A 12,882-nucleotide genomic window follows, 5' to 3' on the forward strand; every position below is an offset into this window, starting at 1 on the left:
ATTCCTTCACACGGTACGGCGGGAGAACACCCCCCATGCGGCGGCCAGCAACCCGCCCGCCCACAGGGCCAGCACGGCCCACAGCACGGCCTCGCCCACCGGCAGTTCGGCACCCAGCGACAGCACGCCCAGGCCCTCGCCGGCAGCGTCGAAGCCACCCAGGTTGATCAATCGATACAGGTCGGTCGGGTTGGCCAGCAGCAACCACGGCAGCAGCGCCGGGCTGACGCTGCCCTGCCCCAGCACCAGCACGCCGAGCAGCGCCAGATCGAACACCAGCACGAAGACGAACCACGCGCCGAGCGCGAAGCCGGCCGCACCGGATTTTTCCTTCGCGGCACTGGACAGCACATAGGCCAGCGCCAGGAACACCCAGCCGAGCAGCATGGACGAGGCGACGAAGCGGCCGAAGGCGGTGGCGAGCAGCAGCAGTTCCACGTCCTCGACCAGCAGCGCGATGGCCAGCGCGGCACTGCCGAAGCCGATCAGCATGGCCAGCGCGAGGATCAGGCCGTGGCCGAGGAACTTGCCGAGCAGGATGTGGCCGCGCCCGAGCGGATAGGTCAGCAGCAGCATCAGCGTGCCGGCCTCGTCTTCGCCGACGATGGCGTCATAGGCGAGCAGCAGCGCGATGAGCGGCACGAGGAAGGTGGCGAGACTGGCCAGACTGGCGATGGTGGCCGGGATCGAAGTGAAGCCGACCTGCCCCGAGGCGGCCGCGCCGAACCACGCGATGCCCACCGCGAGCAGCGCGAACACCAGCGTGATGGCGACCAGCCAGCGGTTGCGCAGGCCGTCGGCGAATTCCTTGCGGGCGATGGCGATGACGGGGTTCATTGCACGGCTCCTTCGGCGCGCTGCATGTAGTGGCGGTACAGGTCTTCGAGCGTAGGCGCGTGGATCTCGATGTCCTGCGGCGCTTCCTCGCCGAGCAGCTCGCGCAGCAGATCGAGCTTGTGACCGTTGATCGCGGCGACTTCGGCACCGTCCGTGCCGAGGCTGCGCGCAGTGAGCCCCTGCGCCTGCCAGTCGCGCACGCGGCGCTCGCCATCGGCCAGGCCGCGCACGCGCAGCATCGACGGCAGACCGGCTTCGACGCGCAGATCGGTGAGGCTGCCGACCGCCTGCAGCCGACCGTTGGCGAGGATGGCGGCGCGGTCGATGTGCGCTTCCACACCCGGCAGCACGTGCGAGCACAGCACGATGGCCGTGCCTTCGCGGCGCAGCCGGTCGGTCAATTCATACAGTTCGCGCGTGGCAATCGGGTCCAGCCCCACGGTGGGTTCGTCGAGCAGCAACAGACGCGGCGCGCCGAGCAAGGCCTGCGCAAGCCCCAGACGCTGGCGCATGCCCTTGGAGTAGGTGCGCACGCGGCGATCCGCTGCGTGCGCCAGCCCGACCTGCTCCAGCAGTTGGTCGGCCTGGGTCTGCGTCGCGCCCTTCAAGCGCGCGAAATGGCGGATGGTCTCGCGCCCGGTCAGTTGCGGATAGAAGCTCACGTTCTCGGGCAGATAACCCAGCCGGCGCCGCACCTCGGTGGAATCGGGTGCGCCACCGAGCACCTGCACGCGGCCCTCATTGGCAGCCAACAGACCGAGCACGATCTTCATGGTGGTGGTCTTGCCCGCGCCGTTGTGGCCGAACAGGCCCAGCACCTCGCCTTCGGCGAGACTCAGGTCCAGGCCTTCGAGCACGGTCATCGCGCCGTAGCGCCTGCATACGCCTTCGAGTTCGACGGCATTCATGGTTGATTCTCCTTGGCCTGCGCAAGCTGTGCCGCGGCAGGCGGGTGCATCAGCGGGCGGCTGTCCTGCACGCCCGGCGAGCGCGTCACCGGAAAGGCGCGCTGCACCCAGCGCAACAGTTCGATGGCCGGGCTGTTCATCAGCAGTCGCGCCTGCGGATACATCCACAGCAGGCGGTCGACGCCGTCGTTGGGTTCATAGGCCACGTCGCCGATGCCGTCGGCATCGCGGTCCCAGCCCAGGTAATCGCTCCAGTAATTGCCGCGCCCGTCCGCCGACCAGTCCTGCCGCCGCGTGGCGACATACTTGACCTGCTGACGGTTGGCGACGAAGGCGTTGCCGGCGATCACGTTGTCCTCGGAGCCCGCGGTCAGGTGGATGCCCAACGAGCTGCGCTCGAAGCGGTTGTCCTCGATGCGGTTGAACAGCGAGTTGTAGATGAACAGCGCCTTGCCCTCGGCACCCTGGATCATCACGTCGCCGGTCGAGCCCTGGCGCACGCCGGTTACGACGTTGCCGACAATCGTCGAGTGGGTGATGAAGTTCATCAGGATGCCGTAGTTCTGGTCATCCTCGGAGCGGTTGCCGGTGACGGTGAGGCGCTTGCTCTGCATCAGCGCATAGCCGGTGCGCGTGCGCCGGGTGAGGTTGTCGCGCACGATGTTGTCGTGCGAGTACATGTAGTGCACGCCGTAGCGCACGTCCTCGAGCACATTGCCGGCCAGTTCGTTGCCGTTGGAGGTGTCGATGTAGATGCCGTCGCGCGCGTGGCGCACGCGGTTGCCCTCCACCCTGGCGCCGCGCGCGGCGAACAGGTGAATGGCGTTGCCGCGATCCTGCGAGCGGATGGCCTCGACGCCTTCGATGTCGTTGTTCTCGATGGTCACGTCCGGCGTGGAATCGACCCACACGCCCGAGCCGGGTCCGCGCAGCACGTTGTCACGCAGCGCAGCATCCTGCGCCTCGGGGCGCAGGAAGAAGGCCGAATCGAGGTCGGTGAGGTTGGCACCCCAGTTGCGCACCGTGCAGCCTTCGACGGTGACATCCGCAGCGGCAATCGTGATCGCGCTGCCCTGCCCGCCCGCGTCGATCACGGCGCCGGGCTCGCAGCGCAGCGTCATCGGCTGGTCGATGACGAGCCGCGCGTGATGTTCGCCGGTCGGCAGGCGCCACACGCCCTCGCCCTGCGCGATCAGCGGCAGTTCGGGCAAGGGTGACTGCGTCGCGCCCGATGGGGCGGCGAACAGCACAGCCAGCAGGAAGATGAATTCTTTGTGTTTCATTGTGGTGGGCCGCGCGCCCGAGTCAGGGCGCGCGGCGGCCCCTTTTACGCCGGCTCGACGATCATGCGACCGACCATTTCCATGTGCAGCGCATGGCAGAACCAGCTGCAGTAGTACCAATGCACCCCCGGCTTGTCGGCCGTGAAGGTGATGGATGAGGTCTGCTGCGGGCTGATCTCCATGCTCACGCCATGATTGGTCATGACAAAGCCGTGAGAGACGTCCTCGATCTCGTCGATGTTGGTTACGATCACCGTCACCTGGTCACCCTGCTTGACCTTGAACTCCAGCAGGCCGAAGGTCGGCGCGGCCGAGTACATGTAGACGCGCACCTTGTTGCCGTCGCGGATGACCTTGCTCTCCTTCTCCAGCACCACACCGTCCTTTTTGGCCTGTGCCACGGTCTCGGCGAAGAACGGGTCGTCGCGGCGCCACACCTTGCGCGTGCGGATCTGGTCGCGGCGCGCGAGGATGCAGTCGTGCGGCTCGGCGTAGGTCGGGCCGTCGTGCACCAGCTTCATCTCCTCGCCGGAGATGTCGATCAGCTGGTCGTTCTCGGGGTGCAGCGGACCGCAGGGCAGGAAGCGGTCCTTGGAGAACTTGGACAGCGCCACCAGCCACTGGCCGTCGGCCTCGGAGGTCTCGGTCAGCGAGGCGTGGATGTGGCCCGGCTGGTAATGCACGTCGAGCTTCTGGCGGATGTAATCGACCTTCTCGCCCTGGTAGGCGCGCACCGCGTCGGCCATGTTCCACTTCACCACCTGGGAGTCGAGGAACAGCGTGGTGTAGGCGTTGCCGCGACCGTCGAAGGTGGTGTGCAGCGGACCGAGGCCCAGTTCCGGCTCGGCGTCGATGGTGTCGCGCGAGTCCTTGAGCTTGCCGGCGAACAGATCCGGGAGCTTGGCGATGGCGATCATCGACACGGTGGGCGAGAGCTTGCCGTTGGCGATGAAGTACTTGCCGTCCGGCGAGGTGTTGAGACCGTGCGGGTTCTTCGGCACCGGGATGTAGCGCGTGAAGGGCGAGTCGCCACGGCCATCGACCACCGGCACCTTGGAGTCGCCCAGCGTGATGTGCTTGCCGGCCTTGACCGCCTTTTCGATGGCGGGGATGTCGAACACCACCACCCAGTCGCGCTCGTTGCGCATCATGCCGCCCAGATCGACGGCGCGCTCGGAGTTGTAGCAGGTCGCCGCGGCGAAGCGGCCGGTGTAGTCGGCATCGACGTTGTCGAGGTTGCCGTCGACGATCACCTGGAAGGCCATGGTCATCGACTCGGCGTCGATGACGTTGAACATGGTGTAGGCGTTCTTGTCGGTGATGTCGACGATCTTGCCGTCGTTCGGGTGCGGAATGATGAACTCGGCGTTGGCGAACACGTACTTGGTGTGCGGCACCTTCTGCAGGCGCAGGCCGTGGATGGCCTGCACGTTCGGCACGGTCAGCATCCTGTCGCACTTCATGATGTCGAGACGGATGCGCGCGACGCGGGTGTTGGCCTTGTCGTTGATGAACAGGTACTTGCCGTCGTACTTGCCGTCGGTCATCGAGATGTGCGGGTGGTGGCAGTCGCCATTCAGGAACTTGGCGCTCTCACCCATGACGCGGCGGCTCTCGTCGGTCAGACCCCAGCCGGTGGCCGAATCGACGTTGAACACCGGAATGCGCATCAGCTCGCGCATCGACGGCACACCGACCACGCGCACCTCGCCCTGGTGGCCACCGCTCCAGAAGCCGTAGTAGTCATCCAGTTCGCCCGGGGCGACGTGAATCTTCGACTGCGCTTCCTTGACCTTGGCGGCCCACGCCTCGCGCGTCATCACGGCCGCGCCACCGAAGGCGGCGGAGCCGGCCAGCGTCGCACCGGTCACGGCGGTCTTGCCGAGGAAGCCGCGGCGGGCGCGGCCCTTGTCGTCGAGCTCGGCGACAGGCGGCTTGTGTTGTTGATCTTTCATCTCATGCACTCCTTGCGGTTGAAGGGGTCCGGCGCGTGGCCGGGTTACGGCGAAACGGGTTCGGTGGGTGCGGCACGCGGCGGCTGCGGAACCAGCGGGATCACGCGCGGTTCGGGTGCGGCCTTGTCGCGGCGGCGCTTCTTGTTCTTCAGCACCAGCGGCGGGCACTTGTTCTCGTTGTGGTAGGTCATCTGGCAATCGAGGCAGTAGTGGCACTCGTTGGCGTTGATGCGCCCGTCCGGATGGATGGCCTGGATCTCGCACTCGTTGGCGCACACCTGGCAGGGCTGGCCGCATTCCTTGCGGCGCTTGAGCCAGTCGAACAGACGCAGCTTGGTCGGGATGGCCAGCGCCGCGCCGAGCGGGCAGACGTAGCGGCAATACACCTTGCGCGTGAAGATGCTGATGACGATCCACGCCGCGGCGTAGGCGACGAACCACCACTGGCGGTCGAAGCGCAGCGTGATGGCGGTCTTGAAGGGCTCGACCTCGGCGTAGTGCTCGGCGGTCGACAGCGATTCGAGCGAGATGCCGAAGAGCACCAGCAGCACGATGTACTTCACCGCCCACAGCCGTTCATGCACCGCGAAGGGCAGTTCGAACTGGCGCACCTTGAGCTTGCGCGCGGCCTCATTGACCAGTTCCTGCAGCGCGCCGAAGGGGCACAGCCAGCCGCAGAAGACGCCGCGCCCCCACAGCAGGATGCTGGCGGCGGTGAAGGTCCAGAGGATGAAGATCACCGGGTCGCTGAGGAACAGCTCCCAGTGGAAGCCCTGCACCAGCGAATGCGCGAAGGTCAGCACGTTGACGATGGACAGCTGCCCCAGCGCGTACCAGCCGATGAACACCACGGTGAACACCAGGTAGCCGCGGCGCAGCCAGTGCAGGAAGGCCGGGCGGCGGGTGAATTTGTCCTGCAGGAACAGGATCACCGTGAGCAGCGCCAGCGCCACGCAGATCACGCCGATCTGGAAGCTGCGCTGATACCAGACGTTGACCCATACCGGGCGCTCGGCCTCGGCGATGGCGGCCAGTTCCTCGGCGGTGGGCTGCGGACGATCGAGGTAGTCCTCGGGCATCTGGTAGCTCAGCTCGAAGCTGGTGAACACGCTGTCCACCGGGCCGGTCTGGCGACGCACCAGCAGTTCCAGGCTCCACGGCGCACCGGGGTCGAAGGCGTGCTGATCGCGCACGATGAACATCGACATCTCGTCGAAATCCGGCGCACCGGCGGCGAAGATGTCGTGGATGCGCTCGTGGTCCATGTCGCGGAAGCTCACACTGTCGCCGTGCTGGCGCAGCTGCACGCGGTCGAAGATGCCGCCACGCACGTAGCCCGAACCCTTGAAGGAATACTCGCCCCGCCCCATCACGGCAATGGCGTGCTCATCGGGCCCCAGCTCTTCCATCAGGAAGCGGTAGCCGTTCTCGCCGAGCAGGTTGCGTCCGATGGTTGGCGCGTTCAGGTGCGCCACATACAGGTCGATGAAGGTCTCACCCGCGGTTTCCGGCGTGGCGGCATCGACGCCCTCCGCCTCGGTGCCGGCAAAGGCCGCATCCACGTCACCGCGCGTGAGATGCAGGCGACGCACCGCGCCGTTGCCGGTGAGCGTGGCCCAATCGGCGGGCTCGTACACATCCGCGCGCACGGTGGCCGGCTTCGCCGTGGCTGCTGCGTCGCGGATCAGGCCGAGTTCGACCGCGACCGCGCGCACCGAGCGCATCACCACCTCGTTGATCACCATCACCGTCACGGTCGCGCCGGACACCGCATCCACCGTCACCGCCGCCGGGTCGCGCGAACGCCCCACCACCACGCGCTGGTCGGCGCGGATGCCGGAATAGCCCGCGTTGAAGTCGTGCAGCTTCTGCTCGGGAATGCCGATCAGCAGGATCGGCTCGTGGTGCTCCAACACGTAGGCATCGCGGATCACGCCGTCGGTGTCGAGCACCACGTGCATGTCGATGGGCTTGCCCGAATACGCAGGGATGTCGACGATGGGCAGCGTGCGAAAGGCATGGCCGACGATCTCGCCGCCGGCATGGATGGCGCGCACGCCATGCTCGCCGGTCGGCGCATCGACGCGATCGGCATCGGGGAAGACGCTGGCGATGCGCTGAGTCGGCAAGTCGTCGACCGCATGCGCTGGCGGGCTGCCGACGACGAGGAAGAAGATCAGGCCGATGAGGGCGAGAACACTCGCCAGGGCGCCTGTTGCCGGCAGGCGCAATGCATCGGGAGGGCGGACGGCACGGGTCTTGGAGGACATGCCGCCATATTAGGGACGGGGTCTTTCTGCCGCGTTGATGCGAATCAATTTACGAAGACTAACGCGAAACGCAGCGCGTCACCCGCCCCGGAAACCCCGCGCAGACGCGGACACACGTCAGGGTCAACGAGGATCTGCGGCGTCCTGCGCATCCTTGCGCGTGACCAGATCGGCCTCGGTCGGCACGGAGAACACGCCACGGCGCGCGAGCAGTTCGTCGCGGTGCAGGCGCGCCAGCCGGGTGACCAGCGTATCGCCGCGTTCGGTGAGATGAATCTCGACGTTGCGCGCATCCTCGCGCCCGGTGCGACGCTCGACCAGGCCGAGCTTCTCGCAGCGCGATACCAGCGACACGACCCCGTGATGATGGGACTGCAGGCGCTCGGCCAGTTCGCCGACATTCGTCCACTGACGCCCCGGATAACCCTTGAGCTGGAGCAGCATCTGATACTGCAGACTGGTGATGCCGTATTCACGTACCAGCACTTCCGATACGCGCAGGTAACGTCGCAACTGGTAGCGGAACTCCGCCAGCGCCTGGATCTCGGCCAGCGGAATCGTGTCGTTCGTCATCGGGCAAACCTGATCATGAGTTGATACAAGGATACCCGATCCGCTCGCCCTTGCCCCTGCGGGTTTCCGCCAATGAGGCGACATCCGGGATGGGCGGGCTTGATTTCCTGCGTTTGTGGTCTAGTATCACATTATGATGTTTATCCTGCGAACCGACCGGAGACGATCATGAACCTCGCGCACCTACCCGGAATGCTGTTCTCGCCCGGAGCCGGCTGGGCCGACCTGATGCATTCTCGCCCCTCGCGGGCGCGTCTGCTGGCCACCGTGTTCGCGCCGTTCGCGCTGATTCCACCGGCGATGATCCTGATCGCGGCCGATGATCTGGGCTCACACATGTTCCCCGGCGTCAGCACCGCGACCTGGGTGCTGATCGCCACGACCTTCCTCGCCGCCGAATGCGTGACTCTGGCGCTGATGACCTGGACCATCCTGGAGACCGCGCGCACGCACCATGGCGTGCCACGCGAATACGACGCCTTCGTCGTCGCGGTGGTCGCGCCGGTGCCGATGTGGTTGTCGGCGCTTGCCCTGCCGAGCGGCAGCGTGCCGCTGATCGTCGCCTGCGCGCTCGCAGGGCTGGCCGCCTCCGCCTTTCTGATACGTCACGGCGTGCGCGCGATGCTCGGCGTGCGCGAAGTGACCGACGCCGGCTCGGTGGCGCTGATCGTCACCTGCGCCGGCGCGCTGGCCTGGGCGGCCATGATCGCCATCGTGCTGGTGCCTGCGATGATGCACTCCTGACTGCGTGATACAAGCCGGGCCCCTGCGGCCCGGCTTCGTCAGCGCTTCGGCGTCCCGGTCTCGCAGTCGCAGCCCACCTGGTTCGCGATCTCGCGCAGAACCGTTTCGTAGCGCTGTTCCACGGCGTCACCGAACATCGGGTCGACGCCGTCGCCCACCCGGCTCAGCGCGGCTTCCCAGTCGGCGTCGGTGCAGTGTTCGGCGATCGCCGGAAACAGCATCGTCTCCTCGAGCTTCATGTGCGTACGCATCAGCGCGGAATAGTTTTCCGCATCCCCGACGACCGCCGCGCGCGAGACCACCGCACCGCCGACGATGGCGTCCAGGTCTTCGACCAGCGCCTTGCCCAGTTCGCCGATCTCTCGATGCTGCTTGCCCAGTTCAGCCACCGGCGCCAGAAACTCGCGATGACGCCCCGCCAGATAATCGAACACTGCATCTTCCAGCGGATGGTGATAACGGTCGGGATAGTGCGTCATGTAATACATGACCTCGCGTAGCAGCTCGTACTCGACCGGCTCTCCGGCGCGGAATCGCTCGCTCCAGTCATCGATCAGGTCGAGCAGACGCACGAAGTTGCCGTGCTCGCGTTCCCATCTTTCGATCGGTTTGCTCATCCTCACACCTCCCGGGAGCTGTGGCACTCCCTATCTTCCGTCCGCCCGCGGGCGAATCAGCCATGGTCCGAAGCGGACCGCGAACAAAGCCAGCGCAGCTGCGAAGCACACCCCGCTGGCGATCACCAGTGCATCGTACGCCACCGGCAGCAACACCGACACGAATCTCGTCAGCGCCGCGGCGATCATCAGCGCGAAGGCGAGCGGCATGCCGCGCGGCGCGGCCAGCGGCCGACCGGTGTGACCCAGCGCGGTACGCGTCATCATGCCCACCGTCAGCACACCGATGCCGCCGACCGCGATCACATGCACGGCGGCGCTGAGCAGATGCGGCGCGAGCGCCAGCAGCAGCCCGTACAACCATACGCCAAGCGCGGTACAACCAAAACCGGCGAACAGCACCCACAGCATTGGCTCGCCGGCAACGCCACGCTGCCACCAGCGCGTCATCGCGACCAGATTGGCGGCCGCACCGGCCGTGCCGAGCGCGGCCGACAGCCACACCGGCGCGGCGGCGGCGACGCTCATGGCCATCGCGAACGGCAGGCCGATGCCAGCGACGATCAGCGCGCGCGGATTGGGCACCGGTTCGGCCTGCAGGCGACGTGCCGTGAAGAACGGGATCACGCGCAACCCCATCAGGAAGATCACCACCGCGACCAGCAGCAGGCCGGTGTGCAGCGTCGCGCGCAGGTCGATCGCGAGCGCCCCCGACACGGCAAGGTGAAACAACGCGTTCGCCGCTCCGAATGCCAGCATCAACCCGACGGGAACGAGGTTGCGCGCGTTGCCGGTGCGCACGATGGGCGCAGCGAACAGCACGGCCGCGAACGCGAAGAAGGCCACCGACAGCACGGCCCCCGGCACGACCGTGGCGGGAACGGCCAGCAACAGCACGCGCGCGCCCAGCCACAAGGCCACGAGCACGGCCAGCGGCACGCCATGCACCGGCGCTTGCCCGGTCCACGTCGCGACCGCGGTGAGCAGGAAGCCAACGATGATCGCGCCGGCATAGCCCCACACCATCTCGTGGCCATGCCACAGGAAACCGGGCAGCGCATCCGTGCCGCCGAAGCCGAAAGTCCACGCGAGCACGAAGAGCACGCCCTGCAGCGCGGCGAGCAGATAGAACGGGCGGAAGGCATAGGACAACAAGGCCTCCCAGGACGGCGATTGCGGCACCGGTGGGGCCGCCTGCAGGTCGAGACGAATCAGTGGCATGGTCGGTTCTCCTCGGGCAGTTGCATCCCGGGCGGTGCGATGCGCACCGTCACGCCGTCGGCGCCGCCGTCCTGCCAGTCGTAGCGGTAGCCGTCACGGTCGAGAATGCGCAGCAGCGGATAGGGTACGCGGTCCAGGCGCAGCACCAGCAGATGGTCGGGAGCGAGGTCTGCCAGCGCCTCCATCGCGCGCTCGAATGGCTCGGGCGGCTCCAGGCCGCGCCCGTCGACGACGACGACGTTCACGAGCGGACCTCATCGATACGACTGGCGAACCCCTCGCACAGGGCGGCGGCCTCGTCGGCCAGATGGCGGTCACACATCGGATAGAGCACGTTCTCCTCCTTAATGTTGTGCTGCTGCATCAGCACGAACAGGGTCTCGCTCTCGCCGCCGAAATCCTCGGCGTCGCGCCGGAACAAGGCATCGGCGATGCGCGCGAGCGCATCGCGCATCGCCTGGTGTTCGACGCGCATGACCTGGGTGGGGCCCGACACGTTGCCGGTGACCGCCTCGAAGCGCGGGAACAGCACATCTTCTTCGATTGCGAAATGTGCTTCGAGATCCTTGCGGAAGGCCGCGAAGGCGAAGGAGGCAGCGCTCCAGTCGCCGCGGGCGAGCGCATTGTCGGCGGCTGCGAACATCGCGTCGCATTCTCGGTGATGCCGCCCGAGCCGGGCACTGATGGTCGTCATTTCGGTTCTCCGGTGATGTGCGCCGATTGTGCGCAGCACCCCGTCGCCCGCCCTTGACGCGTATCAATCCCCGGAGCCGGTCGGCTCCCTGCGGCGCGCGGTCATCGTCGCGCTCATCGCGGCCAGTTCGCCCTGGCCGAGGATGCGTTCGGCCCACGGCAGGACCTCGGCCTCTTCGAGCGCGATGTGCTCGCTGTAGGCGGCGCGAAAGGCGGCCACCGCGTCCGTGCCCAGTTCGGCGGATTCGCCGGCAGCGATGGCCAGCAGCGGCTCGCGCATCGCTGCCCAGCGCGCGGCAAGCAAGCGGTGCTCGTCGAGAATGCGCGCTTCGAGCGCAGCCAGCCGTGCCGCTTCGGCCGCCTCCACACGTGCGCGCATCGCCGGGAACAGATCGCGCTCCTCGTCCAGATGATGATTGACCGCGGCCTGGTCGAAATAGCGCAACACCGCCGTGGCCGCCTGGCGTGCCTGCTCGTCCGCGCCATGCTCCGGCAACCAGCGCGCGAGCCGCTCGAGCGTATCGATGCGCGCGCGCACGCGGTCATGGCAGGCGAAGAGCATTTCCAGCGGCTCGTCCAGCCCCGGTGCCGGCGCCCCCAGCAGCGCATCGGAACGCTTGCCGCTCATAACGCGAGAAACCCCGCAGGATGCTTGCTGAAGGCCACCGATGCGATCCACGCGAAGACCACGATGGCACCGATGAAGGCGACCACGCGGATGCTCTTGGTACGGCCGCGCCGCAGGGCGATCATGCCCAGCGCGATATAGGCGACCAGACCGACCACCTTGGCGGTGATCCAGCCGGCGGTGAGCGGATACTGCGAGATCATCGTCGCCAGCATGATGGCGCTCGCCAGCAGCAGCGTGTCGATCACGTGCGGCAGGATGCGCACCACGCGGGCCTCGATCAGCCGGCTGTCCGTCATCATCCAGACGCCGCGCAGCACGAAACCGGCGATGCTGATGAGCGCCAGCAACATGTGCAGATGCTTGATCGCGAAATACGACATTGCTCCTCCCGATGACCTCGCTTACCCTTTGCGCCGAATAGACACTCACCCGCCGGACGACACACGCATGAACGCTACCACAGGCCACATCTCCCCGGTCATGCTGCGCCAGATCAGTTTCTTCCGTGCCCTGTCAGATGAAGATCTGGAGCGCGTCGTACGCCATACCCGCGAACTGCGCGCGACCAAGGGCCAGGTATTGTTCAATCGCGGCGACCCTGCCCAGGGCTTTCATTTCGTTGTGGAAGGACAGATCAAGCTCGCCATCAGTTCGCCCAACGGCAACGAGAAGGTGGTCGAGGTCATCCACCCGATGCAGACCTTCGGCGAAGCCGTGATGCTGCTCGGCCGGCCCTACCCGGTTTTCGCCCAGGCCGTGCTCGACACCCGACTGCTGCACATCGGCCAGGGCATCGTCTCCGACCTGATCGACCAGGATCCGATGTTCGCCAAGAAGCTTCTGGCCGGCATGGCCATACGCCTGCACGGGCTGATCCAGGATGTCGAAACCTATTCGCTGCGCTCGAGCACGCAGCGCGTCATCGGCTATCTGCTGCAAAGCTGTGGCGACGAGAACATCGAGGTGCCCATCGAGTTCGACCTGCCGACCTCCAAGCAGACCATTGCCTCGCGCCTGAATCTGACGCCCGAGACGCTCTCGCGCATCTTCGCCGAGTTGGGCCAGGCGGGTCTCATCCATGTGCACGGCAAGCACGTCAAGCTGCTCGATCCGCAGCGGCTCGCCGACTACCAGGGCTGACCCTGGCCGC

At 66.7% G+C, this 12,882-nt stretch carries 14 protein-coding genes; 2 read left to right on the forward strand and 12 right to left on the reverse strand.

Features of this window, described 5'->3' with window-relative positions:
- Nucleotides 1–6: 6 nt before the first annotated feature.
- From C0099_RS08695 to C0099_RS08720, 6 genes are all read right to left on the reverse strand, one after another.
- A complete protein-coding gene (locus C0099_RS08695) occupies nt 7–837 on the reverse strand; it encodes an ABC transporter permease (protein ID WP_102247071.1) in 831 nt (276 codons plus the stop codon).
- The gene (locus C0099_RS08700; protein WP_102247072.1) at nt 834–1,745 is read right to left on the reverse strand and encodes an ABC transporter ATP-binding protein; all 912 of its coding nucleotides are present in this window, start codon (nt 1,743–1,745) and stop codon (nt 834–836) included. Before C0099_RS08700 ends, C0099_RS08695 begins: the two co-directional genes overlap by 4 nt.
- The gene (locus tag C0099_RS08705) at nt 1,742–3,028 is read right to left on the reverse strand and encodes a nitrous oxide reductase family maturation protein NosD (protein WP_102247073.1); all 1,287 of its coding nucleotides are present in this window, start codon (nt 3,026–3,028) and stop codon (nt 1,742–1,744) included. The genes C0099_RS08700 and C0099_RS08705 overlap by 4 nt, the downstream gene beginning before the upstream one ends.
- A gap of 44 nt (nt 3,029–3,072) precedes the next feature.
- A complete protein-coding gene (gene nosZ, locus C0099_RS08710) occupies nt 3,073–4,983 on the reverse strand; it encodes a TAT-dependent nitrous-oxide reductase (protein ID WP_102247074.1) in 1,911 nt (636 codons plus the stop codon).
- Between the two features lie 44 nt (nt 4,984–5,027).
- Nucleotides 5,028–7,253, reverse strand: coding sequence for a transcriptional regulator NosR (gene nosR / locus C0099_RS08715; RefSeq protein WP_102247075.1), 2,226 nt, complete (start codon nt 7,251–7,253; stop codon nt 5,028–5,030).
- Nucleotides 7,254–7,376: 123 nt separating this feature from the next.
- Nucleotides 7,377–7,826 carry a MarR family winged helix-turn-helix transcriptional regulator gene (locus tag C0099_RS08720; RefSeq protein ID WP_102247076.1) on the reverse strand — a complete coding sequence of 150 codons (450 nt, stop codon included), beginning with the start codon at nt 7,824–7,826 and terminating at the stop codon, nt 7,377–7,379.
- Between the two features lie 168 nt (nt 7,827–7,994).
- On the opposite strand from C0099_RS08720, the gene C0099_RS08725 reads away from it, so the two are divergent.
- Nucleotides 7,995–8,570: a YIP1 family protein gene (locus tag C0099_RS08725; protein WP_164084897.1), complete on the forward strand. Its 576-nt coding sequence runs from the start codon at nt 7,995–7,997 to the stop codon at nt 8,568–8,570.
- A 38-nt stretch (nt 8,571–8,608) separates the two neighbouring features.
- Here the strand turns inward: C0099_RS08725 and C0099_RS08730 are convergent, their stop codons facing one another.
- The 6 genes from C0099_RS08730 to C0099_RS08755 all read right to left on the reverse strand — a co-directional run bounded on the left by C0099_RS08730 (nt 8,609) and on the right by C0099_RS08755 (nt 12,112).
- Entirely contained in the window at nt 8,609–9,187 is a 579-nt protein-coding gene (locus tag C0099_RS08730) for a hemerythrin domain-containing protein (RefSeq protein ID WP_102247078.1), read from the reverse strand.
- A 30-nt stretch (nt 9,188–9,217) separates the two neighbouring features.
- Nucleotides 9,218–10,408 (reverse strand): NnrS family protein, encoded by a 1,191-nt coding sequence (locus tag C0099_RS08735; protein ID WP_102247079.1) that lies wholly within the window; start codon nt 10,406–10,408, stop codon nt 9,218–9,220.
- Nucleotides 10,399–10,653 (reverse strand): DUF2249 domain-containing protein, encoded by a 255-nt coding sequence (locus tag C0099_RS08740; protein ID WP_102247080.1) that lies wholly within the window; start codon nt 10,651–10,653, stop codon nt 10,399–10,401. The genes C0099_RS08735 and C0099_RS08740 overlap by 10 nt, the downstream gene beginning before the upstream one ends.
- Nucleotides 10,650–11,102: a hemerythrin domain-containing protein gene (locus C0099_RS08745; protein WP_102247081.1), complete on the reverse strand. Its 453-nt coding sequence runs from the start codon at nt 11,100–11,102 to the stop codon at nt 10,650–10,652. The genes C0099_RS08740 and C0099_RS08745 overlap by 4 nt, the downstream gene beginning before the upstream one ends.
- A gap of 63 nt (nt 11,103–11,165) precedes the next feature.
- Nucleotides 11,166–11,729 carry a hemerythrin domain-containing protein gene (locus C0099_RS08750; protein ID WP_102247082.1) on the reverse strand — a complete coding sequence of 188 codons (564 nt, stop codon included), beginning with the start codon at nt 11,727–11,729 and terminating at the stop codon, nt 11,166–11,168.
- Complete coding sequence (locus tag C0099_RS08755) at nt 11,726–12,112, reverse strand: SirB2 family protein (protein ID WP_102247083.1); 387 nt, start codon at nt 12,110–12,112, stop codon at nt 11,726–11,728. The genes C0099_RS08750 and C0099_RS08755 overlap by 4 nt, the downstream gene beginning before the upstream one ends.
- Before the next feature lie 67 nt (nt 12,113–12,179).
- Here C0099_RS08755 and C0099_RS08760 point away from each other — a divergent pair, with 67 nt between their 5' ends.
- Nucleotides 12,180–12,872: a Crp/Fnr family transcriptional regulator gene (locus tag C0099_RS08760; protein ID WP_102247084.1), complete on the forward strand. Its 693-nt coding sequence runs from the start codon at nt 12,180–12,182 to the stop codon at nt 12,870–12,872.
- Nucleotides 12,873–12,882 lie beyond the last annotated feature (10 nt).

Source organism: Pseudazoarcus pumilus, assembly GCF_002872475.1.
Classification (GTDB): domain Bacteria; phylum Pseudomonadota; class Gammaproteobacteria; order Burkholderiales; family Rhodocyclaceae; genus Pseudazoarcus; species Pseudazoarcus pumilus.

Coding starts and splice junctions, on each gene's coding strand:
- C0099_RS08735 (WP_102247079.1), bottom strand. CDS start 10,408: ATGCCACTGATTCGTCTCGACCTGCAGGCGGCCCCACCGGTGCCGCAA.
- C0099_RS08760 (WP_102247084.1), top strand. CDS start 12,180: ATGAACGCTACCACAGGCCACATCTCCCCGGTCATGCTGCGCCAGATC.
- C0099_RS08730 (WP_102247078.1), bottom strand. CDS start 9,187: ATGAGCAAACCGATCGAAAGATGGGAACGCGAGCACGGCAACTTCGTG.
- C0099_RS08750 (WP_102247082.1), bottom strand. CDS start 11,729: ATGAGCGGCAAGCGTTCCGATGCGCTGCTGGGGGCGCCGGCACCGGGG.
- C0099_RS08745 (WP_102247081.1), bottom strand. CDS start 11,102: ATGACGACCATCAGTGCCCGGCTCGGGCGGCATCACCGAGAATGCGAC.
- C0099_RS08720 (WP_102247076.1), bottom strand. CDS start 7,826: ATGACGAACGACACGATTCCGCTGGCCGAGATCCAGGCGCTGGCGGAG.
- nosZ (WP_102247074.1), bottom strand. CDS start 4,983: ATGAAAGATCAACAACACAAGCCGCCTGTCGCCGAGCTCGACGACAAG.
- C0099_RS08695 (WP_102247071.1), bottom strand. CDS start 837: ATGAACCCCGTCATCGCCATCGCCCGCAAGGAATTCGCCGACGGCCTG.
- C0099_RS08725 (WP_164084897.1), top strand. CDS start 7,995: ATGAACCTCGCGCACCTACCCGGAATGCTGTTCTCGCCCGGAGCCGGC.
- C0099_RS08705 (WP_102247073.1), bottom strand. CDS start 3,028: ATGAAACACAAAGAATTCATCTTCCTGCTGGCTGTGCTGTTCGCCGCC.
- C0099_RS08700 (WP_102247072.1), bottom strand. CDS start 1,745: ATGAATGCCGTCGAACTCGAAGGCGTATGCAGGCGCTACGGCGCGATG.
- C0099_RS08755 (WP_102247083.1), bottom strand. CDS start 12,112: ATGTCGTATTTCGCGATCAAGCATCTGCACATGTTGCTGGCGCTCATC.
- nosR (WP_102247075.1), bottom strand. CDS start 7,253: ATGTCCTCCAAGACCCGTGCCGTCCGCCCTCCCGATGCATTGCGCCTG.